Source organism: Desulfitobacterium nosdiversum (assembly GCF_049860565.1).
In the GTDB taxonomy this organism is placed as follows: Bacteria; Bacillota; Desulfitobacteriia; order Desulfitobacteriales; family Desulfitobacteriaceae; genus Desulfitobacterium_A; species Desulfitobacterium_A nosdiversum.
Genome location: NZ_CP172056.1, coordinates 2952152 through 2977598 on the forward strand (window position 1 = coordinate 2952152; position 25447 = coordinate 2977598).

28 protein-coding genes, 2 pseudogenes and 1 riboswitch are annotated in these 25447 nt (G+C 37.3%); of the genes and pseudogenes, 10 read left to right on the forward strand and 20 right to left on the reverse strand.

From position 1 onward, the window contains the following. Positions 1–7: 7 nt before the first annotated feature. Positions 8–120, reverse strand: a riboswitch (molybdenum cofactor riboswitch). A gap of 146 nt (positions 121–266) precedes the next feature. Then, on the reverse strand, positions 267–923 hold the full coding sequence (locus ACHOLT_RS14160) for a response regulator (RefSeq protein ID WP_425801849.1): 657 nt from the start codon (positions 921–923) through the stop codon (positions 267–269). Further along, entirely contained in the window at positions 892–1785 is an 894-nt protein-coding gene (locus ACHOLT_RS14165) for a HAMP domain-containing sensor histidine kinase (protein ID WP_425808075.1), read from the reverse strand. The genes ACHOLT_RS14160 and ACHOLT_RS14165 overlap by 32 nt, the downstream gene beginning before the upstream one ends. Here ACHOLT_RS14165 and ACHOLT_RS14170 point away from each other — a divergent pair. Continuing rightward, on the forward strand, positions 1784–2878 hold the full coding sequence (locus ACHOLT_RS14170) for a hypothetical protein (RefSeq protein WP_425801851.1): 1095 nt from the start codon (positions 1784–1786) through the stop codon (positions 2876–2878). The genes ACHOLT_RS14165 and ACHOLT_RS14170 overlap by 2 nt on opposite strands. A gap of 121 nt (positions 2879–2999) precedes the next feature. Here the strand turns inward: ACHOLT_RS14170 and ACHOLT_RS14175 are convergent, their stop codons facing one another. The 11 genes from ACHOLT_RS14175 to ACHOLT_RS14225 all read right to left on the reverse strand — a co-directional run bounded on the left by ACHOLT_RS14175 (position 3000) and on the right by ACHOLT_RS14225 (position 13272). Further along, positions 3000–3227 carry a metal-sensing transcriptional repressor gene (locus tag ACHOLT_RS14175; RefSeq protein ID WP_425801853.1) on the reverse strand — a complete coding sequence of 76 codons (228 nt, stop codon included), beginning with the start codon at positions 3225–3227 and terminating at the stop codon, positions 3000–3002. A gap of 264 nt (positions 3228–3491) precedes the next feature. Next, positions 3492–3731, reverse strand: coding sequence for a thioredoxin family protein (locus ACHOLT_RS14180; protein ID WP_425801855.1), 240 nt, complete (start codon positions 3729–3731; stop codon positions 3492–3494). 24 nt (positions 3732–3755) lie between these two features. Beyond that, positions 3756–4775: a permease gene (locus tag ACHOLT_RS14185; RefSeq protein WP_425801858.1), complete on the reverse strand. Its 1020-nt coding sequence runs from the start codon at positions 4773–4775 to the stop codon at positions 3756–3758. A 15-nt stretch (positions 4776–4790) separates the two neighbouring features. Then, the gene (locus tag ACHOLT_RS14190) at positions 4791–5153 is read right to left on the reverse strand and encodes a carboxymuconolactone decarboxylase family protein (RefSeq protein ID WP_425801861.1); all 363 of its coding nucleotides are present in this window, start codon (positions 5151–5153) and stop codon (positions 4791–4793) included. Positions 5154–5181: 28 nt separating this feature from the next. Further along, a complete protein-coding gene (locus ACHOLT_RS14195; RefSeq protein WP_425801863.1) occupies positions 5182–6351 on the reverse strand; it encodes an MFS transporter in 1170 nt (389 codons plus the stop codon). A 428-nt stretch (positions 6352–6779) separates the two neighbouring features. Then, positions 6780–8042 carry a radical SAM protein gene (locus tag ACHOLT_RS14200; protein ID WP_425801865.1) on the reverse strand — a complete coding sequence of 421 codons (1263 nt, stop codon included), beginning with the start codon at positions 8040–8042 and terminating at the stop codon, positions 6780–6782. A gap of 182 nt (positions 8043–8224) precedes the next feature. Continuing rightward, positions 8225–8944 (reverse strand): metallophosphoesterase family protein, encoded by a 720-nt coding sequence (locus ACHOLT_RS14205; protein WP_425801867.1) that lies wholly within the window; start codon positions 8942–8944, stop codon positions 8225–8227. Positions 8945–9025: 81 nt separating this feature from the next. Beyond that, positions 9026–10666, reverse strand: coding sequence for an FAD-dependent oxidoreductase (locus ACHOLT_RS14210; protein ID WP_425801869.1), 1641 nt, complete (start codon positions 10664–10666; stop codon positions 9026–9028). Between the two features lie 69 nt (positions 10667–10735). Next, positions 10736–12472, reverse strand: a complete 1737-nt coding sequence (gene arsA, locus ACHOLT_RS14215) for an arsenical pump-driving ATPase (RefSeq protein ID WP_425808077.1) — start codon at positions 12470–12472, stop codon at positions 10736–10738. Position 12473: 1 nt separating this feature from the next. Beyond that, complete coding sequence (arsD, locus tag ACHOLT_RS14220) at positions 12474–12866, reverse strand: arsenite efflux transporter metallochaperone ArsD (protein WP_425801872.1); 393 nt, start codon at positions 12864–12866, stop codon at positions 12474–12476. A 61-nt stretch (positions 12867–12927) separates the two neighbouring features. Next, complete coding sequence (locus ACHOLT_RS14225; RefSeq protein ID WP_425801875.1) at positions 12928–13272, reverse strand: ArsR/SmtB family transcription factor; 345 nt, start codon at positions 13270–13272, stop codon at positions 12928–12930. Positions 13273–13373: 101 nt separating this feature from the next. Here ACHOLT_RS14225 and ACHOLT_RS14230 point away from each other — a divergent pair, with 101 nt between their 5' ends. The 4 genes and pseudogenes from ACHOLT_RS14230 to ACHOLT_RS14245 all read left to right on the forward strand — a co-directional run bounded on the left by ACHOLT_RS14230 (position 13374) and on the right by ACHOLT_RS14245 (position 15939). Next, a complete protein-coding gene (locus ACHOLT_RS14230) occupies positions 13374–13682 on the forward strand; it encodes an ArsR/SmtB family transcription factor (RefSeq protein WP_425801878.1) in 309 nt (102 codons plus the stop codon). Between the two features lie 50 nt (positions 13683–13732). Next, on the forward strand, positions 13733–14152 hold the full coding sequence (gene arsC, locus ACHOLT_RS14235) for an arsenate reductase (thioredoxin) (RefSeq protein ID WP_425801881.1): 420 nt from the start codon (positions 13733–13735) through the stop codon (positions 14150–14152). A 10-nt stretch (positions 14153–14162) separates the two neighbouring features. Continuing rightward, the gene (gene arsB, locus ACHOLT_RS14240; RefSeq protein ID WP_425801883.1) at positions 14163–15218 is read left to right on the forward strand and encodes an ACR3 family arsenite efflux transporter; all 1056 of its coding nucleotides are present in this window, start codon (positions 14163–14165) and stop codon (positions 15216–15218) included. Positions 15219–15496: 278 nt separating this feature from the next. Then, positions 15497–15939, forward strand: a pseudogene (locus tag ACHOLT_RS14245) (DDE-type integrase/transposase/recombinase). Here the strand turns inward: ACHOLT_RS14245 and ACHOLT_RS14250 are convergent. Beyond that, positions 15910–16782: pseudogene (locus ACHOLT_RS14250) on the reverse strand (LysR family transcriptional regulator). The pseudogenes ACHOLT_RS14245 and ACHOLT_RS14250 sit on opposite strands and share 30 nt — an antisense overlap. A gap of 126 nt (positions 16783–16908) precedes the next feature. Here ACHOLT_RS14250 and ACHOLT_RS14255 point away from each other — a divergent pair. Together ACHOLT_RS14255 and proB are read left to right on the forward strand one after the other, a co-directional pair. Next, positions 16909–17448 (forward strand): prolyl-tRNA synthetase associated domain-containing protein, encoded by a 540-nt coding sequence (locus ACHOLT_RS14255; RefSeq protein ID WP_425801886.1) that lies wholly within the window; start codon positions 16909–16911, stop codon positions 17446–17448. A 1-nt stretch (position 17449) separates the two neighbouring features. Continuing rightward, positions 17450–18250, forward strand: a complete 801-nt coding sequence (gene proB, locus ACHOLT_RS14260; protein ID WP_425801888.1) for a glutamate 5-kinase — start codon at positions 17450–17452, stop codon at positions 18248–18250. A 127-nt stretch (positions 18251–18377) separates the two neighbouring features. Here the strand turns inward: proB and ACHOLT_RS14265 are convergent, their stop codons facing one another. The 4 genes from ACHOLT_RS14265 to ACHOLT_RS14280 form a co-directional block, all read right to left on the reverse strand. Then, on the reverse strand, positions 18378–18554 hold the full coding sequence (locus tag ACHOLT_RS14265; RefSeq protein ID WP_425801890.1) for a hypothetical protein: 177 nt from the start codon (positions 18552–18554) through the stop codon (positions 18378–18380). Between the two features lie 95 nt (positions 18555–18649). Continuing rightward, positions 18650–18862: a hypothetical protein gene (locus ACHOLT_RS14270; RefSeq protein ID WP_425801892.1), complete on the reverse strand. Its 213-nt coding sequence runs from the start codon at positions 18860–18862 to the stop codon at positions 18650–18652. Between the two features lie 619 nt (positions 18863–19481). Beyond that, positions 19482–19814, reverse strand: a complete 333-nt coding sequence (locus ACHOLT_RS14275) for a hypothetical protein (protein WP_425801894.1) — start codon at positions 19812–19814, stop codon at positions 19482–19484. A gap of 93 nt (positions 19815–19907) precedes the next feature. Continuing rightward, complete coding sequence (locus ACHOLT_RS14280) at positions 19908–20069, reverse strand: hypothetical protein (RefSeq protein ID WP_425801897.1); 162 nt, start codon at positions 20067–20069, stop codon at positions 19908–19910. A gap of 377 nt (positions 20070–20446) precedes the next feature. On the opposite strand from ACHOLT_RS14280, the gene ACHOLT_RS14285 reads away from it, so the two are divergent. Next, complete coding sequence (locus ACHOLT_RS14285) at positions 20447–22258, forward strand: cell wall-binding repeat-containing protein (protein WP_425801899.1); 1812 nt, start codon at positions 20447–20449, stop codon at positions 22256–22258. Positions 22259–22315: 57 nt separating this feature from the next. Here ACHOLT_RS14285 and ACHOLT_RS14290 read toward each other — a convergent pair whose 3' ends face one another. After that, positions 22316–22714 carry a hypothetical protein gene (locus tag ACHOLT_RS14290; protein WP_425801902.1) on the reverse strand — a complete coding sequence of 133 codons (399 nt, stop codon included), beginning with the start codon at positions 22712–22714 and terminating at the stop codon, positions 22316–22318. A 358-nt stretch (positions 22715–23072) separates the two neighbouring features. Then, positions 23073–23954 (reverse strand): chemotaxis protein CheV, encoded by an 882-nt coding sequence (locus tag ACHOLT_RS14295; RefSeq protein ID WP_425801905.1) that lies wholly within the window; start codon positions 23952–23954, stop codon positions 23073–23075. Between the two features lie 380 nt (positions 23955–24334). Here ACHOLT_RS14295 and ACHOLT_RS14300 point away from each other — a divergent pair, with 380 nt between their 5' ends. Together ACHOLT_RS14300 and ACHOLT_RS14305 are read left to right on the forward strand one after the other, a co-directional pair. After that, positions 24335–24997, forward strand: a complete 663-nt coding sequence (locus tag ACHOLT_RS14300) for an acetate uptake transporter (protein WP_425801908.1) — start codon at positions 24335–24337, stop codon at positions 24995–24997. A gap of 142 nt (positions 24998–25139) precedes the next feature. Then, positions 25140–25400: a hypothetical protein gene (locus ACHOLT_RS14305; protein ID WP_425801910.1), complete on the forward strand. Its 261-nt coding sequence runs from the start codon at positions 25140–25142 to the stop codon at positions 25398–25400. The last annotated feature ends 47 nt before the right edge of the window (positions 25401–25447 follow it).

Below are 25447 nucleotides of genomic sequence, written 5' to 3' on the forward strand. Positions count from 1 at the left end.
ACTCCTTTATTAATTTTGTTCGCCACCTTCGCCAAATATGGGCAGGCGCAAAATTTCCATTTCACACCCTATCGGTTCATTTAGCACACCGTTAAAATGAACTCGGAGGCCGGTGAAAATATTTCACCTACTAGCATCTTAGCTCCTTAAAAATGATCCTTGTAGAAGGGAAACCCCTAAAAGTAATTCTCTTTATCCCTATAAAAAAGAGCTTCATGTCAGGAAAACCCTGACATGAAGCTCTTTATAGCAAATTACTCTTATGATTATTCAATTATGCCATGATCCATAGCATACCTTACAAGGTCAGCACGTTTTCTCATTTCGAGCTTTTCCATGAGTCGTGCTTTGTACGTTTCTACCGTTTTAACACTCACATGAAGCATATCTCCAATTTCTTGATTTGTATGCCCTAAAGCAAGATAGCGAAGAACTTCACTTTCCCGTTCACTGAGATGCTTGACCTTTGTATCCTTTGACTTCTTATCTTTAGGGTTTACCAACTGACGATAGACTAATTGTGCTGCCATTGACGGGTAAATAAACATTTCTCCACGGGCCACTGTACGAATAGCCGAGAGTAATTCGACATCGGCCGCCTTTTTGAGGACATACCCCTTCGCTCCCACGCTTAGAACAGCTCTCAAATATTCTTCATCATCATGCATTGTTAGTACCAAAACTTTAAGATTCGAATGGCTTTTCATCAGCTTTTCAATGCAATCCACCCCATTTAACTTTGGCATCGATAAATCAAGAAGAAGTAAATCCGGCATTAGCTTATTTACTTGAGCTATTGCTTCTTCACCATCTGAAGCCTCACCGACAACTTCAATATCTGCTTCAGCATTTAACAATAACTTGAGGCCTGCTCTCAAAACAGCATGATCATCAGCCAAGAGAATTCTTAATTTCTTTTCCACTTGAATCCCTCTTTTCACAATTCTCAATATCTGAATTGGCAGGAACTTTAATATAGATTGTTGTTCCATTTCCTGGCCTAGATTCAATGCTGAAAGATCCACCGAGCAAGGTCGCCCGTTCCTGCATTCCGAAAAGGCCTAGGCCGTGGCTTGGACTAGTAATCACCGTATCAGGCTCAAATCCTTGCCCATCATCTTCTACGATTGCTGAGACCCAATTATCTCTCCAGTCTAAAAGTACAGAAACTGTCTGCGCTCTAGCGTATTTTGCAACATTTGTTAACGCTTCCTGAATAATTCGATAAAGAGCTACTTCAGCAGGCGCCGAAACCCGTTCGCCGTCAAACCCCATGTTATGGAAATCGACTTCAATCCCATAGGTTTCTCCGTATTCTCGAACATATCGTTCCAGCGCTGGGACTAGCCCCAAGTCATCCAAAACGCTAGGGCGTAAATCGCGTGCTAAATGATGGACTTCATCCAGAGTTTCTGACACTACTTGCCTCATTTCCCGTAGTCGATCTCCTACGTTACAAAATGATGCCTCTGACTCCAGAACCTTCAAATTAACCATTAATGAAGTCAAGGACTGGCTAGTTTCATCGTGGAGTTCACGTGAAATGCGTTTCCGTTCTTCCTCTTGAGCTGTTATTAACTTCTCAAGCAATTGCAGCCGCATTTCTTCCTTTTCCTTAAGCTGTTGCAGCAACTCTTCTCGTTCACGATCACTTTCGCTTAAGCTTAGTATCATCTGATTAAATGCCTTAGTAAGAACACCAATCTCATCTTCCGAATTCACAACTCCTTGAACCTTTAAATCTCCTTGGCTAACCTTTTGGGTTAATGAAACAAGATTTTGGATGGGATTTCGTGTCCCTAGCGAAAATAACTATAATAACGAGCGAAGATTCTATGTATACGAGTGGTTTACAAAAGATGAAGGTAAGATTTTTTATGTTGGAAAAGGAACAGGAACAAGGTATAACCATATTCTTTCAGAAATCAGTGATAAATATCGAGGGATTTACTATAAAGAATTACAAGATAACTTCGGGATAGATTTTCGTATTATCGCAGATAACCTCACCAATCTGGAAGCAGAAATTTATGAGATTTGCTGGATGCATGAACGGACCTCCCAAGGGGAAGTGCTACTCCAGTTCGTTGATATGCCTATAAACATGGATGAACATAACGAAATGCTTAAAATGTATGAAACAAGGAGCTTTACGCCAACTATTGAAATTAGCGATTACAGAAAACGCTATTTCGGAATAACTGAAAGTCCTAATTATGACACTATTAATCCTGATGCCTTACTTAAAACTCACTTTTTATCGACAGGCTGGATGGTTAGCCCCTATGTTAGTGATGAGACCGAAGAAATCAAAAAATACGTCAAATCATTAGGTGGAACAGTCTATGCAACTTTAGCAAAATCTGCAAAGTCTGTAATTGAGTTTGGAAATCTTGAATATGACCGTTACTACGACCTAAATGAAAAGGGTTATGAAATCTATCATTCTTTTCATGTGCTTGATTATATTAAAAAATCACCGGTTCCAGCATCTGCCGCGATGCCAAAGAAAAAGATTAAACCACCTAAGTTTGATGTAGCTCAAAGAGATGAAATGCGCAAGTATCTTAAGTCTATTGATCCTGAAATAGAAAAAATAATTGCCGCAAGTAAAGATGGCTATGTACCGGAAATCAAAGGTTTAGACTATAAGCAAGGAAAAATTTATAAGGAAGCTATTAAGTACTTAGAAGCAAGCGTCCGTATGGGATTTGATGCGCCTGCTGCCTATCTACACTTAGCAATCATATACAGGAAATTTGGTATGTTTGAAGAAGAGTTAAGTACTCTCAAAAAAGCCCTTAAAGCAGTTAGTCCTAAGAATACAAGCATTAGAGAAATCAAGGACAGGATTAGTAAAATTAAAGAGTTTAGCTAAATAATAATTTTTGAGAAGACGAGTAAAAAGCATATAATGCTGTCAAAAATATTAACTACATTGTTTAATTTTCATTTTGCTTTTACCTCACAAGTTTACAAGGTACGCTTAATCTTCGAATTTATTTTAAGAACTTTTCGATCGCACTGGTCAAATCTTCCAGAACCTTCTCGTCCCCTGTTTCTACTGCATCTAATACACAATGGTTGATATGGTCCAGTAAAACGACTTTACCGACATTGTTAATTGCAGAACGGACCGCAAAAAGTTGAACTAAAATCTCACTATAATCTCTACCATCTTCTATCATTCTTTTTATTGATTCCATATGCCCGATTGCCTTGGACATCCTATTGCGTATTTTTTTGTATCTTGATGATGGTGCTCTTCAGCCATGTTAGCCCTCCTTCATACCAATTTGGGGATGTTAGAAATATGTTTTACTATTTTTTTACTATTTGCAAATACAAAAAGGGAGTTAGCCTTTAATTGTTCTCTGCGTACTAAATTTTCGTTATAACTATTGCATGTTGGATTATAGAAAAAAAGGGACTATTGTAAGTTCCTTTTTTCCTAGCACATTAATAATAAATACAAACAATCCTATAATTCTTTATTGCTCAGATTTAATGTATTTTTTGATTTCATCCTTGCTGGGTATCTTCCCTGAAACTTTAACCTTCTCGTTAATAACTAGCGCAGGAGTACGCATAACACCATACCCCATGATTTTTTGAATATCTTCAACCTTTTCAATTGTAGGGGCAATACCCATTTCCTTAACAACTTCCTCTGTAATAGCCTGTAATTTCTTGCAATTAGCACAACCTGAACCAAGTATTTTGATATTCATTAGAAAATCCCCCATTTTTAAAATTTACCCTAGAACCATATTAAACAAATAACCAATAATGACAATGGTTACTGCCATAATACTTATAAAGATACTTAACAGTTGCGGTTTTAATACTTTTCTTAAGATAATCATCTCAGGCAGGCTTAATGCTGTAACAGCCATCATAAATGCAAGAGCAGTTCCCATGGGCATTCCGAGCCTTGTAAGTTCTTTAACAATAGGAATCGTTCCAGCCGCATTAGAATACAAAGGGATTCCAATTAGAACCGCAATAATTACGGCAAACGGGTTGCTTTTACCAGCATATTTAGCCAGTAACCCTGTTGGAGCATATCCATGCATAATTCCTCCGATTCCGATACCCACAAGCACGTAGATCCAAATCTTTCTTAGAATTTCATCGACGTAATTCCGAGCTTCAATTAGCCGTTCTTTCCATGTGGGGATGACGATATCAACATCTCCCATTTTTATATTATAGACATATTCCTCAACGTATTTTTCCAATCTTAACTTCCCAATGATAATTCCTGCGATTATCGCCACTGTCACGCCTGTTGCAATATATAATAGAGCGATTTGCCAACCAAATAAGCCCCATAACATAACAAGAGCGACTTCATTGACCATCGGAGAAGAGATTAAGAATGAAAAGGTAATGCCTAATGGTATTCCTGCCTCAATAAACCCGATAAAGACAGGAACCGCAGAACATGAGCAGAAAGGGGTTACGATACCGAGTAGGGCGGCAAAGATGTTTCCCAAAAGACCTTTTGCCTTTCCTTCTCCTAAGAGTTTTTTGGTCCTTTCAGGCGGGAAAAAGCCCCTTATTATTGACACGATGAAGATAATTACTGAAAGCATCAAAAAGATCTTCATGGAATCGTAGAAAAAGAAATTTACAGCCCCTTGATAATGCTCAGAATTCAAAAATACGGGGTTAAGCCCAAACAAGCTTGAAATCCATCTTAGTAATGAAGTTAATCCATAACTTAAACCATTTGCGATTTCGTTTAATACCCAATCAATTGCTGAAAACATATTATCCACTCCCCATTACTTATCACCACAGTCAGCCAACAGCCATTCCATCGCATGATTAAAGCCTGAAATAGAGGTTGCAGATTTCGAAAACTTGGCAACAGAATAGGCTTCCATTATTTCTTCAGTCGAAGCGCCACTTTTCTTTGCGGCTTTAACATTGTTTAAAATACATGGCTGTGAATCCAATGCAATGCCTACTGCCAAAGCAATGAGAGCCTTCGTTTTTTTATCTAAATGTTCACCTGAATAGGCATTTTTCTTCGCTTCGATATGCCCCATCAAAATGCACAGATCAAGTGAAGCAAGGTTTTCCAGTGGTTTTGGGACTTCTCCCATCTCAGCTTTTATTTTTTCTAAAACTTTTTCCTTTTCCATGTATGGATTCCTCCTTTAACTTAACTAATTATGCTTGAACGCTAGATTTAAAGCTTTTCTTCACAAGAATAGTACTCAGCGTTAATGCTAAAAGTCCAATTCCATAGATTAAAAACAGTCTTTCGAAACTGGATGATGAAACAATCTTTCCACCAATTGCCGTTCCGATACCTCCGCCTCCCATAAAGCAAAATGCCACCAGAGACATAGCAATTCCTCTTGCTTTAGCCGCAAATTCTGTAGCGATTGTAAGAAATGTTGAATGCGCCAGCATAAAACCAAATCCCATAGCTCCAATAGCAATAATAACGACAGGAAGAAAACTTCCCATAGAAACAAGCAATATATCGGCAATAAAAGCAGAGGTTAAGCCAATAACAGCAGTTTTTTTACGACCAATCTTTGCCGCAAGCTTGCCAGATTTTCTGCCCGCGACCAATGCCATTATGCCAAAAGCAGTCATAACCATTCCTATGGCGAAATTATTAAGCTCAAATATCTGTTTAATGAATCCCCCAAGGAACGAAAACGACCCAATGAGGAAAATTCCCTCAAATATCACTAAGATATAAATAATCGCGCTCGAAGGATTTTTCAATATCGTGATATAAGGCATTAGCGCCTTGCTTTCTTTATTTATGGTTGATGGTATCTTTCTTCCTATCGTAAACAACAACAGTGAAGAAATGACAGCAAGTCCTGCATAAACACCGAATACGCCTCTCCAATTTAGAAAGTATGCAATGGAACCACCAATCGCCATACTAAGTCCTTGACCTAAAAAAGATATGCCCATGAATGATCCAATGGCTGACTGTCTTTCTTCCATCGGAAATAGATCACCGATAAGTGCTAATGAAACTGGCATTATAGAAGCGGCGAACATTCCTGTTAAAGCTCTGTATACAGCCAAATCAGGAATTGCAAAAGCAAAGGCACAAAGTGCAGTAGCTATCGTAAACATTGAGATGGAAAAGGTAATAACCTGGCGTTTACCAAAACGTTCTGCAAGATAACCATATAACAACTGGAATAATCCAAAAGGAAGCATGTAGGCCGTAATCACTAAAGAAGCTGATGCAACATCAACACCTAAGTTTTGTGCGATAGAAGGTAGGATAGGTGAAACGACCCAATTGTCTGCCATTGTTACAAAACCAGCAAATCCAAGTATAAGTACGATTTTTTTCTTATCCATAGAAAATCTTCTCCCCCATGAAGGCTCGTTTAATCGCAAAACCTATTTTGCATTGGTTAAGGACAACAAGCCTTTATATTTTAAACCACAGTTGTTTACTCACCTCCTTTCATAGCTGTCCTTTTGTAATTTTTAAAGATCAGCAATCGGTTGGGATTGAAAGTACCTAAACACTTTAGCAGTTCATATGTATTAGCCTCTTAAAATATCAAATCTATATTTATCGATGTGTTCATTATATTCTCTTATTTCGATACATGTCAATGTATCGATGTCTAATATATCAAAAAAAATTGATATGATTCCTTTATAACTAAATAAAAGTTTTTAATAGGCAAAAATAAAGCAAGTATACCGAATTAACGGTTTACTTGCTTTTTCTCTTAGTAAAAATCTTTTGACAGAAATATGAAACTGCTCTTAAAACTTCAAGGACATTGAATTACACTTTGTGCCCACAAACAACCACTACAGGTTGGAAAGATGTTGCCGTAACAATCTTCTTTATTCGTTTCGGTTAAATTACAAGGTGAACATTGTAAGCAAGGCGAAAATTCATAGGAATCAACATTGTCTCTGTAATTAGAATATTCCTTGGAATTCCAAATCTCCTTTAGACGATTTTCTTCTATATCTCCCAGTGAATAGGATGTAACTACTCTTTCCTCTCCATCAGTAAAATACGTCTTATAGGAGTGTAACAACCCCATGCAAGGGCTGACTCTTCCATCCCATTTAATAAAAGTACAGCGATCCTTTATGAATCGGCAGTTTCCTATTTCCCTCTCGTACCCATTGCGGAAAATGTTGATTTTATCGTAGTTTTTAAATATGTCGTATAAAAGTTGTGGATCTAATTCTTGCTTATCAATATAGGGCAAGTTGATCGGTATTCCTCTGGAACCATAGGATTGGTTGGTAGTTACAACCTTTTGTTTGCAGACCATCTGATCAATCATTTCAGCACTGTAAGGGAGCACATTACTGACAGATATCATATCCGCTCCGACTCTTTGGGCGAGTGAACCTAGATCTTTCAATTGATTGATATTGCTTTTCATAACAACAAAGGTAATACCCACTTTAATTTTATGGTTATTTCTTAAGTTCATTATGTGTAATATTTCAAGATTTTTTACGACTTCATTAAACTTTGCGCCTTCACGGATGTCCTCAAAGCACTCTTCATTCGTGCCGTCAAAAGATACCCAAAGCGTATCCAACCCAGTTTCAAATAATCCTTTTAACATTTCTTCATGGAGTAAAGTTCCATTGGTCACCATTTCTGCCTTTACACCAAGGGTTTTAACCTGCTGAATCATATAAAGAATATCTTTATGGAAAGTAGGTTCACCAAAACCACCAAACATAACTGTTTGCAGACAGTCAAATTCTTTAAGTTGCTCAATTAGGTTATCGAAGACTTCTCGCTTCATAGTACCCATAGGCTCTTGCCAAGTTCTTCTGATGCAGGTATGGCAAGCAAGGTTACATTGGGCTGTAGGTTCAATATAGACTTTAGATAAACTATGGACATTGGCATAGATCTCAATTTTATTGTCATGTTTAACAACTCGTAATTGCCCTCCATTAAGAGTGCCAAGAAACTTTGCTAAATCCTCGGAAAGTAGAATTTGTTCTTTATCAGCAACAACTCGTAGATTCTTTTCTTTATCTGTTGTAATATTCATAGCATCAAATCTCCTTCGTATTTTACGCTTTTTTCTATTGCCTTAAATACTAAATCCTGTACTATAAAGGTTATATTGATATTTGTGAATGTAATTACTAATATCTTTCATATCATATAACTTTCATTCTATCAACATATTTCTTTAATCGTTACTTCTCATAAATAGGTTAAAAATGAACTTTATTCATACTTGCCTGCCCGTATGTTTTCTGCAAATTCATTTGGCAACTCAGAGGCCTCAATTGCCTTTGCTATTGCTTCATAGTCATAAGATACTTTTCGAAAATCAACTGATACGTTTGTTGCAATAGATATAAGGGTATATAAAGCATGGGGGTCACCATGTTTTGGTCTACCGACGCTGCCTGCATTAATGAGTAATTTGTTATCCAATACCATGTAAAAAGGATAATGAGTATGACCACAGATAAGAATATCGGTACCAGCAAGAGCAATAAGTTCACTAGCATAATCTTCAGGAATTTCTTCTGTAACATATTCATTTAAGCGATTAGGGCTGCCATGAACCAAAAGTAATTTTTTGCCCGATAAATCAATCCGTATTTCTTTTGGGAGATTTCTCAAAAACGACTTGTTTTCTTCTGAGGTGTGTTTCTTCGTCCATGCTATCGATCTATGCCCTAAAGCCTCCGCTTCCGCATCTTTATAGCTACAACCACAAATAAATCGATTATAACCAATTCCATCATCATAGTTGCCCATAACTGTAGGGATATTCTTTTCTTGGATTAACTTAATGACTTCATTAGGAAATGGGGCATATCCTACTAAATCACCAAGGCAATACACCAGATCTGCTTTTTGTTCCTCAATATCTTCCAGCACAGCCTCTAGTGCTGTAATATTGGCGTGAATATCGGAAATAATTGCAACTTTCATAACAATTTCCTCCTCCAGATATAAATAAAACCAAATAACTCCCGTAACCAGGTGCTAATGCAAAGGCTGCAGGAGTTATTATTAGTTTAAATGGAGTTTACTATAGTGCTTATGACCTCCAGACAGATTATACACTCTTTTATATCCGTTATTGATAAGGATGTTTTGTGCTGCATTTCCTGTAACCCCTTTGTTGCAATAGGTGACAACCACTATGTCCTTATCCATCTTTTGAGCAGCAGCTCTCATCGTGGCGTGAGGTATATTTTCAGAGGTTTCAATATGACTCCTTTCGTAATCTGATGCGGCTCTAGCATCAATCAATTCATATTTTTCGCCAGACTCAATTAAATTGTCCAACTCCTGAGCAGTGATCAGAGGTCGATTCTTATGAATGGCATTATCCAATATCATGCCAGTATACATCACCGGATCTTTAGTCGTTGAAAACGGGGGTGCATAGGCGAGATCAAGATGGAATAAATCTTCAACCTTTGCTTTAAAGGTGATCGCCGTGATAAACACATCAATTCGCTTATCGACGCCTTCAAAACCTACAATTTGGACACCCAAAAGTCTGCCGTCCGCTTTGTCAGCAATACCCTTAATCACCATTTCCTTGCCACCCATATATTCCGGCTTATTGGGCTTTATATTATGGCAGACCACAATCTCATAGCCCTGTTCAATAGCTTCTCGCTCAGATAATCCGGTTTGAGCGACCACCATATCAATAATCTTAAATATACCTGTTCCGAGTATTCCTCGGAATTCTAAATTTCCACCGGTTGCATTGTCCCCGGCTATGCGGCCCATTTTATTGGCTGTTGAACCCAAAGGACGGTAGACAGGCTTTCCTGTAACAGCATGATATTGCTCAGTGCAATCACCACAGGCGTAGATATCTTCGAGGTTAGTTCTCATTTTCTCATCAACCTTGATTGCACGCGTGGTTCCAAGCTTAATTCCAGCTGCTAACGCAAGCTCGTTATTAGGACGTACGCCTGTAGCTAAAAGTACCATATCCGCTTTTATAACGCTGCCATCTGATAAAATCACGCTGGTTTCGGTAATTTCATTTGCCGAAGTGCCCGTCAATACAACAATACCTTTTTCTTCAAGATAAGATTTAACGTATACTGCCATATCGTTATCAAGGCTCGGCGTAACATGCGGCAATTGCTCAATTAGTGTTACTTCAATTCCAAGTTCTTTTAAATTTTCACAAACCTCAAGTCCAATAAAGCCTGTGCCGATAATTGCAGCGGATTTTGGGTGGTCTGTGTTAATGTAAGCTTTGATTTTATTCATATACCCGATATTGCGTAGCGTAAAAACCCGCTTGTTCTCTACTCCTTTTATCGGGGGAACTGCTGCTCTTGCACCGGTTGCCAGAATCAGCTTATCATACGTATCGGTAAATATTTCCCCAGTCGAAAGGTTCTTAATTTCTAACACTTTTTCTTGAGAGTTAATGGAGAGCACTTCATGGCGTGTGAAAATATCGACATTGTATTTATTCTTAAAAAACACTGGATCGCGTGGGGTTAATTCATCTGCGCTAGCAACCTCGCCCCCGATATAATAAGGCATTCCACAACCAGAATACGAGATAAACTGATCTTTATCATAAATCACAATTTCAGCATTTTCGTTATTTCTTCTGGCCTTAGCTGCTGCCGACGTTCCGGCCGCGACCGCACCAATAATTACCAATCGCACTCGAAGTCCTCCTTACAGTATAACTGCTAACCTAATTCTTCAAAACTTTACCCTTATTTAGGTATTTCCTTATAAAGTAATTAACTTATCTCCTTTAATTTCATCTTCACTCCAGGCAATAACTGCAAAGTTTCCTTTTGAGTGCTCATTAACTTTGTTGATCCACTCAATCTCATGACTTGCCTTTGCCGATAATAATCTATTGGTTGTTCCTGTGTGATATAGAGATGAGTTAATAACCCACCATTTAGTCGCAATATCTGCCCTTTTTAAATCTTCTTCTAAACGCATGGCTTCATAGACAGGTGTTGCTTCGGGAAGTGTTACAATGATGACCTCGGTTTCTTCATTATTGCAGAGCCTCGGTAGAAGTTTTTTTACCGATTCAGGAATGTCTCCTTGAGAACGCTTAATTTCCTTATGATAGCTTTGTGTTGAATCGAGCAAGAGGAGTGTGTGACCCGTAGGGGCGGTATCTATAACCACGACTTGATCTTCTGCTTTCTCAACGATTTGAGCAAACGCTCTGAATACTGCAATTTCTTGTGTACAAGGGGAGCGTAAATCTTCCTCGATATAGGCAATATCCTCATCCGACATGGTTTCTCTTGCTTTAGAAAGTACTTCTTCCTGATATTTTTTCAGCTCTGCCTGCTCATCAATATGGCTTAATGTTATGCCACTATTGGGTTCGATAATAAATTTAAGATGTGCGGCAGGGTCTGTGGTGGTAAGATGTACCTCCTTCCCTCTTGCCGATAATCCGAGTGCAATTGCCGCCGCAATTGTTGTTTTACCGACACCTCCTTTGCCCATTGTAAAAATGACTTTTTTATTATTATTGTATAGGTCTTCAATCACATCTTTAAGTTGTGGAATAGTTTGATCCTGAATCTTCTCGTCACGAATGGCCCAATTATCTTGATTAAGTAAGGCCCGTACATTTTCTATCCCTGTAATGTTGTAAGCACGAAGGGGTACTGCATACATAGTCAACGTTTGCAAAACCTGGGGCATTTCTGAAAGTGCCTTCTGTTGCTTCTTATAAAGGCTTTCTGAGATGGAATCATCATACTCGGTCAGAACACCATTAATGATCAAGGTCTGATTTTTAACACCGATATCTGCAAGCTCTTTCGATGCCCGAGATGCCTCTCTAAGTGGTGTTTCTTCTGGACGGGAAACAAGTATCAGGGTTGTCAGTTGACCATCCGATAAGGTTTCAACGGCCTTTTTATACATATCTTTTTTGCTTTCTAAACCGGATAACTGTCCCAGGCAAGACGCACCGTGGGTGCTTTCACTGATAAAATTGCTCCACGCCGAAGGAAGCTGCAGCATTCTCAGGGTATGGCCAGTAGGTGCCGTATCAAATATGATATGATCGTATTCATTTTGCATTTTCTCGTCCGTGATGAAATTGGAAAACTCATTAAAGGCAGCAATTTCAACAGTACAAGACCCAGAAAGCTGCTCCTCCATATTCTTGAGTACCACATCAGGAAGTTTACCACGATAAGGAGCGATCACACTTTCACGGTATTCTGCAGCCGCTTGAACGGGATCAAGATTGGCTACCACTAGATTGGGGACTTCTTTTATAGAAACACCTTTATTGGTTAGGTCTGTTTTAAAAACATCTTGCAGGTTAGAGGCGGGATCAGTGCTGATGAGCAGAATTTTTTTGCCATTATCCGCAAGGTTGACTGCGGTAGCACAAGCCGTTGAAGTTTTACCGACACCGCCTTTACCTGTATAGAAGAGATATTTTGTTAGTTTCACCTTATCTGGAGTAAACGTCTCCATTTTAACAACATCCCCCATCCGAGCAATCACAGGAACCTGAACTTTTGGTTATAACATTAAATGGATTAGGTTGTTCATTTAAAGTATTCTTTGGAATATCGAAGAACTTACAAAATTCATCGTTAGAAGGATATCTGCCCGTCATCACAATTTCTCCGTCGAGAACGATAGCCGGAAGATCATCAACCCCTTTGGTATTAAGAAGTTCGTTGATGCCTTTATTATTAACGAATTCCATTGGGGCGCTCGTAAGATTGAACCGATCAACCTCAACCCCGTTTTTCTTAAGCGAATTAAGAACGGTCGAAATACGTAATAATTCAGGGTCAACTCCTACTCCACATAAACCTGTAGGGCAGCACATTGCAGGTTCAAAGATTTGCATTTTCTTCATAATAAATCACTCCTTGTTTTATATACTTAAAAATCATTTAATCCTGTTTGTATTAGAGTACCTAGCATTTTGTTTTGCATTCTTCTGTTACTTGATTACTACAAGAACCAGTAGTCTTACTTACCTTCTTTAACGTTGTAATTTCGACTAATAGATTTATTGCTCTTTTGCAACCTTTTTCGTTCAATGAATAATGCATCCATTTTCCGTCACGTCGGCTATTTACAAGCTCAGATTCACATAATAGCTTCATATGGTGGGATAGCGTGGATTGACCTATTTTTAGATCTTCTAAGATTACGCAGGCACATTTTTCACCTCTTTGTAGTTTTTCAAGGATCAGCAATCGGTTGGGATCGGAAAGTGCCTTAAACACTTTAGCGTTATTTTCATAAGTATTATCCATTGTTAAAACCTCAAATCTATTTCTATCGATATATTTATTGTATTACTGCATTTTGGTATATGTCAATTGCATAGATCAATTTTTTTTGATATGATCTATTCATGATGGATAGTATTAAAATTTCAAAAGCGTTAAGTGACCCAATTCGCTATAAGATTCTATTGATGATGATCAATGCAGATCGATGTAAACTTTCTGATTGTTACTGCTCTTCCGATGAAGGAATATGCAATTGTGACATTATGTCCTCATTGGGACTCATCCAATCAAGGGTTTCTTATCACATGAAAGAATTAGTAGAAGCAGGGCTTGTTCTCGAAAAAGCCAGAGGAAAATGGAAGTATTACGCGTTGAACCAACCCATTATAAAAGAATATATTAAACAACTGGAGGTGGACTTTAAACTATAATTTTTTTGCCCTAATATATCAAATTATCTTGATGTGTAAGGAGGTTAAATTTGAAAAAGAAATCCATCTATTTTATTTGTACCGGAAATTCATGTCGTAGCCAAATGGCAGAAGGGTTCGGGAAAAAATATTTACGTGAGAACTACAACGTTTATAGTGCAGGAATAGAAGCACATGGTCTTAACCCCAAGGCTGTCCAAGTCATGTCTGAAATTGGTATTGATATATCAAATCAAACATCTGATGTGATTGATCCCGAATTATTGAATCAAACTGATTTTATAATTACATTATGCGGGGATGCTAATGACCGTTGTCCAATGACACCCCCTCATGTTAAACGAGATCATTGGGGTTTTGACGATCCTGCAAAGGCATTAGGAAATGAAGAAGAACGTTTAGCCGTATTCAGACGGGTAAGGGATGAGGTTGAAAAACGAATTCAATATTTTGCGCAGGAAGGAAAATAGGTGAGTAGATATGAGCTTAGAGTTGCCAGTCAGTCGAAAACTCTCTACACTGGATCGCTATTTAACCTTATGGATTTTCTTAGCTATGGCTCTTGGAATAGGAATTGGATATATATTTCCTGGAGTGTCGGAATGGCTTAACTCCTTGTCGGTAGGCACAACGTCAATTCCTATTGCTATCGGACTTATAATTATGATGTATCCTCCCCTAGCTAAAGTAAAGTATGAAGAAATGGGTTTGGTTATAAAAAATAAAAAAGTCATGACCTTATCCGTCGTTCAAAACTGGTTTATTGGCCCAATTATTATGTTTATTCTTGCCGTAGTCTTTCTCCACAATTATCCCGAATATATGGCAGGGCTTATCTTAATTGGTTTGGCCCGTTGTATTGCAATGGTGATTCTCTGGAATAGTTTGGCAAAGGGGGATTCTGAGTATGCCGCCGCGATTGTTGCCTTGAATTCACTGTTCCAAGTTATTTTCTATTCAGTATTTGCCTATTTCTTTATTTCCGTTCTTCCTCAATGGTTAGGCTTATCCAAAGGAGTAGAAATACACATCGGTATGTGGGAAGTTGCCAAAAGTGTTTTGGTTTATTTAGGTATACCGTTCTTAGCAGGAATGATTACCCGTCTAGTTTTGTTACCTCGTAAAGGCAAAGAATGGTATGAGAAAAAATTTGTACCCAAAATCAGTCCTCTTGCTTTAATAGCGCTTCTTTTTACTATTGTTATTATGTTCTCTCTTAAAGGTCAGTATATTGTGGCTCTTCCTTTGGATGTTGTTCGGATCGCTATCCCTCTTATTATATATTTTCTTTTAATGTTCTTTGTCTCATTTTATATTAGCTATAAAATGGGAATTCCTTATCATCAGACCGTAACTTTATCTTTTACCGCCGCAAGCAATAATTTTGAACTTGCAATTGCCGTTGCAGTTGCTATCTTTGGTATTAATTCTGGGCAAGCCTTTGCTGCAGTCATCGGTCCACTAATTGAAGTGCCTGTTATGATAGCCTTAGTGAACGTTTCACTTAAATTAGGAGCAAAATTTTATAAAATATGATACTTTGAACTGTAAAATATATTTCTTAAAGCATCAAAAGGAGTCATTGAACAATATTAGTTTATTGTTTCAATGACTCCTTTAATTAGGGGTTGCGAACAGTAAATAAATTCTAGCTAGCCCAAAATATGCTCTGAAAAATTTGAGCAAAAGAATCCGGAGCCTGCGCTCCAGGTTCATTACCAGGAGTTGCATCGCAATAACTGTCTCGCTGGTTTCTTTCAGTCATGCCATTACTCGGCCAAGGCCATAGAGCTGTTGATTCTGAAGGTGCGACGATTGATTTTTGGGTTTCGGAAAACTGGGATAAAAGATCAGCAGAAAAATTCTTCAAGAAAGCCCTAAAGCTGCTCAGAATCAAACGCCCAGGGTAATTACCACAGATAAATATTACACCTATGAAGTTATAATTAATGAGCTTCTATATGGCGGAAGACTTCCATGCAATACCCAGCACCGGCGGATAAAATATCTTAATAATATCGTCGAGCAAGACCATCGCTTTATTAAGCGAATTATAAAACCTATGCTAGGGTTTAAAAGCTTCAAATCAGCATGCTTTACGATTTCCGGTATTGAATCCATGTACATACTTCGAAAGAAGCAAGTAGGTCAAATGACTCCATTTGAAGAAATGGAGTTTATGTTTATGCCACTTATACTATTTTTTAATCTTTTTGCACCAGTGCCATCAGGGGTATCTATACTCTATATAATCTAAAAATCGCTTGACTGCAAGTGACGTACTCTTTTTATCTCTCAATGCCAATCCAATTTTTCGATAAGCAGGTACTTCCAACTCCTTTGCTACAATACGATAAGGAATGCGCTGTAAAATAAGCTGCGGCAAAATACTAATGCCCAAACCGCTTTCCACCATAGACATAATGGCATAGTCGTCCCATGTTGTAAAATGAACTTTAGGAGAAATGTTACATCGTTCAAATATCTCTGAAACCTCTGCTTTTGCACCCTTTTCCAACAGCATAAAAGGGTAATCACATAATGCCTTGATTGGGAAATACTCGCAATCTACAAGTGGGTGATTTTCAGGTAAAACCACAAGTAGTTTATCCTGTTCCAAAAAAATCGTTTCAAACTCTGGGAGTGTAGGAAGCCGAAGAAAGCCGCAATCTACGCGTCCCTCTAAAATCCAGCTTTCTATTTCCGTATAATCGCCCAATAGCAACTCATACTCAATATTAGGCTAATCCTTTTGAAATTCTTTAATGATATTCGGGAGCCAATGAGTTGCTACGCTTGAAAATGTACCTATTCGGATAAGTCCGGATTGCAATCCGTTCAATTCTTCAACTTGCGTCTGTAACTTCTGATACTCATTACATACACTTTTAGCAAACGGCAATAATTTCAAACCGTCGGAAGTTAATCGTACACCAGAGCGTCCACGTTCAAGAAGTGATACACCCCATTCTTTTTCTAAATCGTTAATCATACGACTAATACCAGACTGGGAATAGTTCAACATCTCTGCCGCCTTTGTGAAGCTCCCATATTCAACAGTCCTAACAAATGCCATATATTTTTGAATGTTCATATCCATGCTATGTTTGCCTCATTTGCATCTGATTTTATCATCTTTCTTATGATAAACATTCGCTTTTGTAATTTATAAATTAAAGATACACTATGGCCATAGAGTTTTCAAAGGAAAGGAATTAAATAAATCATGTTTTTTGTAAGTGATATTTATACAACGCCGCCAGACAAGTTTGATACCCCACTACAAAAGGAAACGTATAGGGTATTACAAAACTTGCATATCCCATTTGAACGTGTTGATACAGACGAAGCAATTACGATGGAAGATTGCGTTCAGATTGATAAAAAATTAGATATGAAGATGGTAAAAACTCTGTTTCTTTGTAATCGGCAGCAAACAGCTTTTTACCTGTTCATTACGGCAGGCGATAAGCCGTTCAGGTCAAAGGATTTCAGCAATGCGTTGGGGGTGGCTCGCGTTTCTTTTGCCCCTGTGGATTTAATGGAAAAAATGTTGGGAACTAAAATCGGTGCAGCAACTGTTTTCAGTGCCATACTTGACAACAATAACGCTGTACAAATTGTTTTGGACAAAGACGTTATGGCTAAAGAATGGTATGGGTGTAGCGACGGCACAACTACCGGTTATATGAAAATCAGAACAGCACAAATCATTCACGATTTTTTGCCATTTGTGGAGCATAAACCGTCGATTATCGAGGTGTAATATGGGACTGTATCAAAATAGAATTGTTGTGAAAGTTGGAACTTCTACACTGACAAATGACATGGGACAAAATGATTTACGTTCTTTTGACCGCCTCGCCTGTGTATTATCCGATGTTCAAAACATGGGTTATGAGATAATTTTAGTATCTTCAGGCGCAATTGCCGTAGGTACAAATAAGCTACAATTGAAAACGCGTCCTACAAGTATGCGTTTGAAGCAGGCTGCCGCTGCGGTTGGGCAATGCAGTATCATGTACTTATATGATAAATTTTTCAATGATTACGATAAAACAATAGCACAAATCTTGCTAAACGCCGAGGATATGGAAATTGAGGAAAAGAAGGGAAATCTGACAAACACCTTTGATACCTTGCTTGAAATGAGCATTATCCCGGTTGTGAATGAAAATGATTCGGTTAGCTATACCGAAATTGAGTCGGAGGACAGGTTGTTTGGTGATAATGATATGCTTTCCGCTGTTGTCGCCGTATTGTGCAAAGCGCAAAAACTTGTCATTTTGTCTGATATTGACGGTTTTTATGACAGCGATCCCCGTCTCCATCCTAACTCAAAACTAATAGAACGTATCACCTCAATAAACGAGGAAGTACAATCTTTAGCTGGAGGAGCTGGCTCTCGCCGTGGTACAGGCGGTATGAAAACGAAGCTGCAGGCAGCAAAATTGGCAACTACACAGGGAATTGATACAATTATTACGAACGGTAAAAATCCGTCTGCATTATATGAGATTATCAGGGGAGGAAATGTTGGAACACTCTTTGTTGGAAAGCACTTATAATGAGCATACAACAAGAAGATGACACGAACATATTTCAAATACTTATTAACATTATTACTAGTGTTATACGTCGGGTAAAGTGTTCTGCAAAAAGTGAAATTCAGCACTCTTTACCTGCATTATTATTCTAAGAATTTCTTTCCTCGTTATTGCGATCAGGATTTAGTCCATTAGCACTTTTATATAATTCAATAAAACGATCCATTTGATCTATTTGATCCTCTCTTTGCCGAATTGTCTTCCTCATATAATCTGCAACCGCAATAACAAAGAAAATTAAGATAATAAAGCTAAACATGTCCAACAACATAGCCTCCTCGAACTTTGTAGCCTATCCTTAACCATTTCGTCTATTTTGCTTATATGTCTTCGCCTTTTTGAATAAATATCTGCATTAATTCATCCTTCATGATCCTTCTCCTCTAAAATCTTCTTTTTGTCATTCTCTAATAGGTCAACTATGTAGTTTATTTTTGCCTCAATTTCTTTGTCCTGTTTTTGTTTCCTTCTAGCAAATATGAAGAAGTAAATAATTCCACAAATAAGAATAGAGAAAATCAAAAAAGAAATCATTTGGACAATTAACGTAAAGTCAAATGCGATTGGGTTCACTAAATCACCTTCCTCTAGCCATATTTCTATGTAGAAAATAGCTTCTCCATTTTGCTGTATTGTCGTATTACTAATAAGTCAAAACATTATATTATTTTAGCGACATTTTTAATTGTATTTATGCCCTATTATAACATTAAATTACAAATGTTGGTTATTTTATTCTACTTTTCGCTCTAGATCTAACAACAGTTTTTGGTTTCAACATAGAATGATAAGAATCTTATATAAAAGCACCCCAAGTTCACTAGTAAACATAATCTTCAAAAATTAATTGATATTATAATGTGCAAATGGATTCAGGCGTGATTTTTAAGAATTTAAGATATAGTCTTAAAAAGGGAAAGACGGCTTTTGAATTTTCTTCATAGCCGTCTTTTCGATTTAAATATTATGTTTAATCCTCTAACTTTTAAATTCAATAATACCAGACTTGAAGGGTATTAGGTATAAATTTTGACAAACGTCTTACAAAAGATTATCAAATGTGTCACGATATAAAAATAAGGTGTAGTATTATCCTTTTATAGATAAATTACCGTTTTCGGTTGAGTAGATCATGTCTCATGACCCGTTTAAATAATCTATTCTTATAGTGTAATAGGGTAACATTTCTTTTTTAGGAAGTTATTCTTCTGTCCAATTCAATACCGTACATCGGCCTTGAAAATTGGGGTTTTACTTTCGGTGCATTCACTCGCCTTCTGTAATTCGATCTTTCATAGGCTTTTGTTCGTACTTTAAGATTATGGTTGGTAATCTTTACATAATAAATGCCTGTTCCAACTATGATTAAAAAGTTTGTTAAAACAAAAAAGAGGGTGGCCTGGAACGCATATTCGGTATAGGTATAAGCATCAAGTTGCCCTACATTGAGGGCCGACATTTTGAAATATCCCAGTCCATAGAACAACAGGGAAAAAATATAACAGGCAGCTGTTATTTTTGGCATTATCGCTCCTCCTCACTACCGAACAATCACTGACAAATATTAAGCGAATTATTAGAGCCAAAATTGGCTGGCCCTTAACAACTTATTATTACTTCAACCACACTTCGCCCAATCTCCAGTAATGCATTCGGTACAACCTCCTACATGTATGAGTTTGTTCCGGCAGACAGGACACTGCTCATGAGCAATTAACCATTTTTCACAACGCTCCAGACAATACTCTTTTTGCTTACATCCAGTGCAAACATCTCTCATTTTCATTCCACCTCTTAGCACACCCATTTGGCTTATCGAACCTTTGTTCTTATTATATACCTATTGCGTTCGAATAACAATCTATATTTTACAACTAGTATCGTTTCAGCACTCGCTAAAATAATCGATTCAGTCTAATCGCCTTAGATATGAGCAATACGGACTCTGTTTCAAATAAACAGGGCTTAGGAATAATATTAAGCTTTATATAAGATTTACTCGAATTACTCGTAATTCATAGGTCACCAGTTGGAGAAATTTCTTGTAACTAAAAAGAAGTGTTGGATATTCCTTTTCGACAGACTTCACTTCTCAAGAGTGCGATAATGGAATATGTGAAAATTATCCATAGACTTATTGGAGGAGTGAAATATGAGATGAAGAAAAGGTTGATCCCTATTTTAATATTATCGGCCGGTCTTTTTATAACATCTCCTGCTTTTGCAGACGATCTTCATTCTAATTCCCCCACGAACGATTCAATAAATGAGCCCACAAATGCATCCCAAGTGATTATTGATAGGCTCGCAGGATTGACTCGCTATGAGACGGCTAAGGTGATCTCGGAGTATTATGCTCAAGGAAAAGTGAAGAATGTGATTCTTACCACAGGCAATGATTTTGCCGATGCTTTATCGGCAAGTGTCCTAGCCCATCAAAAAGAAGCCCCGATTCTCTTGGTCAATTCGACGGTTGAGAGCTCGAAGGAATCATTCACGTATCTCGAACAGCATCTTGATACCACGGGAACAGTCTATATCATTGGTGGAGCCGGAGTTATCGGCCCGGATTTTGAAACGAAACTTAAAGATTTGGGATTTGTAAAGCTTGTACGGATAGCTGGTAAGGACAGATATGAAACATCATGTCTGATCGCTGATACAATTATTAAGCAAGTGGAGACACCTCAAGTGACATCGCAAGGGACGTCTATTGAAGAAACAACGGGTTCTGCCATCGTGATTTCCTCTGGAGAACAATATCCGGATGCTTTAAGTATCTCGAGCTTTGCGGCGAATAAAGGCTGGCCAATTTTATTATCGACTCATGATACACTCCCCCAAGAAGTTAAAACCTTTTTGCTGAAAGAAAAACCAGCACAACTGTACATAACGGGTGGGGTCGGAGCCATTTCTGAAAATGTGCTATCCGAAATCAGGAATTTGCTACCACAAGTGCATATTGAACGCTTGTCAGGACAATCGCGGTTTGACACGAATACAAACATTGCCGAAACTTTTGTCCCGAAACCGTTAACGGTATATTTAGCGACAGGTTACGGTTTTGCAGATGCTTTGGCAGGAAGTATCGTGGCAGCCAAAACAGGAGATCCCATTCTTTTCATTGATCCATCGTTGCCGAGTTTACCCAAATCTGTCGCGCATTACTTGTCGAATCTTTATGCTAACCACTTAAGTCCCAACATTGTTTCTTTTGGGGGCAGTGGAGTTATCAGTGATGAACTGGTTAAAAACGCAAATGATTTGATATCAGGAAAAGTACAGGAAACGAATCTTTGCTTTATTCCCGATCTAACGGCATCAGTTACGCAAGATGAAACCTATTCCTTACCCTTAAAGGTACAAGCGAGGCTTTATAATAGTGATATAATCGAAGTTCCTGTTCAGTGGAATGCAACATCGATTGATACAAGCCATATAGGGACAAGTGTTTTTGAAGGAGTTGTCGACGGATACGGTAAAACGGTTAAACTAATGCTGACGGTTAAAGAACCGCTGCCCATTGCGGAGTACACGACTTATTTTGATTCGGGTCTAATCAATCGTACGGAAAATATTCGTCTTGCTGCTAAAGCACTTGATGGAAAACGGTTAGCCCCCGGAGAGCTGTTCTCGTTTAATAAGAGTATTGGTGAGCGAACGGCTGAAAAGGGGTATAAAGAAGCGCTGATCATCGAAGGGGATGTTTTTACTCCAGGGCTTGGAGGAGGAATATGCCAAGTGTCGTCCACACTTTATAATGCCGCACTGCTTGCTCATTTAGAAATCCTGGAAAGGCACCCTCACTCCTTACCTATTAGCTATGTTCCTTCTGGTCAGGATGCCACTGTTGCTTGGCCTGACTTAGATTTTAAATTTAAAAACAACACCAGTGATTACCTTCTGATTCGTAGTTTTTTAGAAGATGATACATTAACCTTTAAGCTTTATAAGGGAAGTAACAATTAAATGGTTAACAACTAGCATTTTCTGTTTTAACATATTATAGAAATTTAGACTAAAATTTTAGTCGCTATTATTTGAAGTTGCTATTTGCTTCAGTTCTTTTTTAAACTGTTCAAAATCATTAAGTTTGTCATGAAATTTAAACACAGCTTTTTCTTCGTCATCGGTAAAGCTTTTTTTAAAATCAATCCAGCTACTCCAAGGCTTATTGGGATAACCCAGTCCATCTTGCTCATAATATTTTATTTTTCTACCATTTTTATCAATAAAAATAATTCCGTACTCAGGATACCAACACGTGTCATCGGGGGACATTTCTTTATCGATAAACGTAAGCAATGCCTCATCTTTATTAACTGGGAAAATAATGTTATAGTAATCGCCTTCGTCTGAGACTATTATTTCTGTTTGATTACTCACAATATATTTATGGATTAATCTTCGGTTATCCCAGGGCATATCCTTCTCTCCAATCATAATGGTTTTTCAAATTTAGTGTCCCCAAATTATTAATAAGTAATTATTTAAATCAAAAAAACCTTTAGATAAATATCATTTTCACTCATCTTACTTAGTCCTGTATTATTAACAAGAGCTGTTTTATAGGCAACCCCTGTCAATGTTCTTTTGCTCGTTTAATGTTATGGAGACATAAATTCATAGAAACATGTCCTGTTAAAAGTTATGTTTAAAATTTAATATGAACCGCTCTGCTCTCCTCAACTGAAAAAGCACCAAAATCAGGCATTATATGATGTCCGATTTTGGTGCTTTCGTATTCTCAGTTTTTGGAGTTTCTTATCCTCTTTGAACTTTTCTAGTTCACCTTGGATTTTATTTTCTTGGTTAATTCCACAAGCTTATCAATTTCTGGCTTTGTAATCTGTGCATCTGCTCCAACGCTTTCACCTTTATGTTTAAGCCCATCATTAACGATAGAAGAGAATATGATAACAGGAATTTGTTTTAATTTAGCATCAGATTTGATGTATTTTGTCAGCGATAACCCGTCCATTACTGGCATCTCTATGTCGGTTATAACACAATGTATATCTGAAACTGTACAGTTCTTTAAATAATCAAGAGCTAGTTTGCCATTTTCGAATTTCTCCACAACTGCCCCAGCCTTAATAAAAGACTCATTTACAACCTTTATTAGAAATGGTGAATCTTCAACGATTACTATTTTCTTTCCTTCTAAACCATCAAAAACCTTTGATGTATTCATTGCCAAAGATGGATCAATATCTGCTAACAATTTTTCGAAATCCAGCATAAGTATAATCCCATCTTTTTCTGTTTTAACTATTCCTGTTATTGGAGTATTATTTTGTGATAATATGACATTTGAAGGTTTCTCAATCTCACTCCAGGATAGTCTTTTTATGCTCTTGACCGAACTTACCTCAACGGCGAAGTCACTATTATTAATATTTATAAGTATGAATAACCTTTCACTTGTTGGCTTACTGCAGTTTAAATTTAATATCTTAATTAAATCAAGTACGGGAATCACTCGTCCTCTATAGTTAATAATCCCTTTTATATTAGAGTTTGAATTTGGCACTCTTGTTACATCTTGAGCCGTAATAATACACTCTACCTTAGCTACATTTATCCCGAATGTGCCATCACCAATTGCAAATATTACTATTTCAAGCTCATTAGTTCCGCTCTCTAACAAAATTTCTTGACTCACTTTGCATCCCCTTTTTCTAATTAAAATATTTACTATGTAATCATTATATCATAATTAGAATTAGATGATATGCTATTTAATGATGAATATGATGATTTTCAGTTCTCTTGGGACTGCAAGTGAAAAATATTTAAATTTAACAAAAATAAGTATCTACTTCTTATATTTTGGTCATAAGAAACAGGAGGTATGAACTATGTCTTTATTTTTTTAATATTAAAAATTATTTAAATTTTATATACAATTTCAGTCTTATTATGTTATTATTTGAATACATTAAATTAAAATTTAAGCTTTTCATTTTCATTGGAAGGGGGAATCAACAAAATCAAGCTAAAACATAACTAATTATAATGATTTATTAAAAGGGGGCACATTAAATGAATACACAAGAAATAAAAATCAGTTATACTGGCGCCGATCCTACTGCGTTTGGTGTCTTAGGTTTAGCGCTTGTATGCTTCGTTGCTTCATCTGCAAAATTGGGCTTTACTGATTCTAAAGCAACTGGTTTGCTTTTTGTTTGGGCAGCATTAATGGGGGGTATAGTTCAAATTATGGCTGCAAACATTGACTTTAAAAAAGGCAATGTATTTGGCGGAACAGTATTAGGAGCTTATGGTTTTTTCTGGGTAGGCATGGCTCTTTCATGGGCTACTATTAACGGGATGTTTGGCCCCGGCATGAAAGCTGCAGTTGACCCTAAGATGTTAGGGGTAGTTTTTGTGGGTTACCTAATATTTTCACTTTTTATTACGATTGCTTCTTTCGAAGTAAACATTCCTTTTATTGCAATGTTACTTCTCATCGATGTACTATTTTTCTCTCTTGCGGCTGTATCATTTAATATAGGGCCTGTAACGGTATTAGCTAAACTTGCCGGTTGGTCAGAATTTATTATTTCACTCGTTGGTTTCTATGCCTCAGGAGCAATATTTTTCAAGAATTTTTATGGCCGTGAAATTCTGCCTCTCGGTAAACCGCTTAATTTTATCAAAAAAGGATCTTACACTCAAGTTCATGCTCAGAAACATAGTGCCTAAAGATAAATCCATTTGAGATTCCATGGCTATACTCTCCAAATCATGTGAATACAGATTGACAGGAAATCATATTTCTTGTAGTATAGTGGGAAAGTTCACCCTATCTCATTTGTATAGACCAAGGTGTGGAGGATTACGTCAATTGGAAACTATCTCAAATGCACTTCGAATAATTTATGATCTTATTCATAAAGGTGATCTCGAAAATGCTCTATGGGAGATTAACGATCTTGAACAATACATTATGCAAAACGCTCCAATCTTAATTGAAAAATACAATCTTAAAACCTACTTTACAAAATGGCGCAATCGTTTAATACGAAGCCATAATCAAAATTTAAATCTTCTTTTAGTGGAAATCGAACATTTAGCTATAAAATTTGAAAATGTAGTAATAAATTAAAGATGGTTTGACGTAAAGTCGAACCATCTTTAATACTTTTCTATTTT

Bases quoted from the DNA above. Each gene is read 5' to 3' on its own strand.
- ACHOLT_RS14170 (WP_425801851.1), top strand. From the start codon at position 1,784: ATGGGATTTCGTGTCCCTAGCGAAAATAACTATAATAACGAGCGAAGA.
- ACHOLT_RS14175 (WP_425801853.1), bottom strand. From the start codon at position 3,227: ATGTCCAAGGCAATCGGGCATATGGAATCAATAAAAAGAATGATAGAA.
- ACHOLT_RS14180 (WP_425801855.1), bottom strand. From the start codon at position 3,731: ATGAATATCAAAATACTTGGTTCAGGTTGTGCTAATTGCAAGAAATTA.
- ACHOLT_RS14185 (WP_425801858.1), bottom strand. From the start codon at position 4,775: ATGTTTTCAGCAATTGATTGGGTATTAAACGAAATCGCAAATGGTTTA.
- ACHOLT_RS14190 (WP_425801861.1), bottom strand. From the start codon at position 5,153: ATGGAAAAGGAAAAAGTTTTAGAAAAAATAAAAGCTGAGATGGGAGAA.
- ACHOLT_RS14195 (WP_425801863.1), bottom strand. From the start codon at position 6,351: ATGGATAAGAAAAAAATCGTACTTATACTTGGATTTGCTGGTTTTGTA.
- ACHOLT_RS14200 (WP_425801865.1), bottom strand. From the start codon at position 8,042: ATGAATATTACAACAGATAAAGAAAAGAATCTACGAGTTGTTGCTGAT.
- ACHOLT_RS14205 (WP_425801867.1), bottom strand. From the start codon at position 8,944: ATGAAAGTTGCAATTATTTCCGATATTCACGCCAATATTACAGCACTA.
- arsA (WP_425808077.1), bottom strand. From the start codon at position 12,472: ATGGAGACGTTTACTCCAGATAAGGTGAAACTAACAAAATATCTCTTC.
- arsD (WP_425801872.1), bottom strand. From the start codon at position 12,866: ATGAAGAAAATGCAAATCTTTGAACCTGCAATGTGCTGCCCTACAGGT.
- ACHOLT_RS14225 (WP_425801875.1), bottom strand. From the start codon at position 13,272: ATGGATAATACTTATGAAAATAACGCTAAAGTGTTTAAGGCACTTTCC.
- ACHOLT_RS14230 (WP_425801878.1), top strand. From the start codon at position 13,374: ATGATGGATAGTATTAAAATTTCAAAAGCGTTAAGTGACCCAATTCGC.
- arsB (WP_425801883.1), top strand. From the start codon at position 14,163: ATGAGCTTAGAGTTGCCAGTCAGTCGAAAACTCTCTACACTGGATCGC.
- ACHOLT_RS14255 (WP_425801886.1), top strand. From the start codon at position 16,909: ATGTTTTTTGTAAGTGATATTTATACAACGCCGCCAGACAAGTTTGAT.
- proB (WP_425801888.1), top strand. From the start codon at position 17,450: ATGGGACTGTATCAAAATAGAATTGTTGTGAAAGTTGGAACTTCTACA.
- ACHOLT_RS14275 (WP_425801894.1), bottom strand. From the start codon at position 19,814: ATGCCAAAAATAACAGCTGCCTGTTATATTTTTTCCCTGTTGTTCTAT.
- ACHOLT_RS14280 (WP_425801897.1), bottom strand. From the start codon at position 20,069: ATGAGAGATGTTTGCACTGGATGTAAGCAAAAAGAGTATTGTCTGGAG.
- ACHOLT_RS14285 (WP_425801899.1), top strand. From the start codon at position 20,447: ATGAAGAAAAGGTTGATCCCTATTTTAATATTATCGGCCGGTCTTTTT.
- ACHOLT_RS14290 (WP_425801902.1), bottom strand. From the start codon at position 22,714: ATGCCCTGGGATAACCGAAGATTAATCCATAAATATATTGTGAGTAAT.
- ACHOLT_RS14300 (WP_425801908.1), top strand. From the start codon at position 24,335: ATGAATACACAAGAAATAAAAATCAGTTATACTGGCGCCGATCCTACT.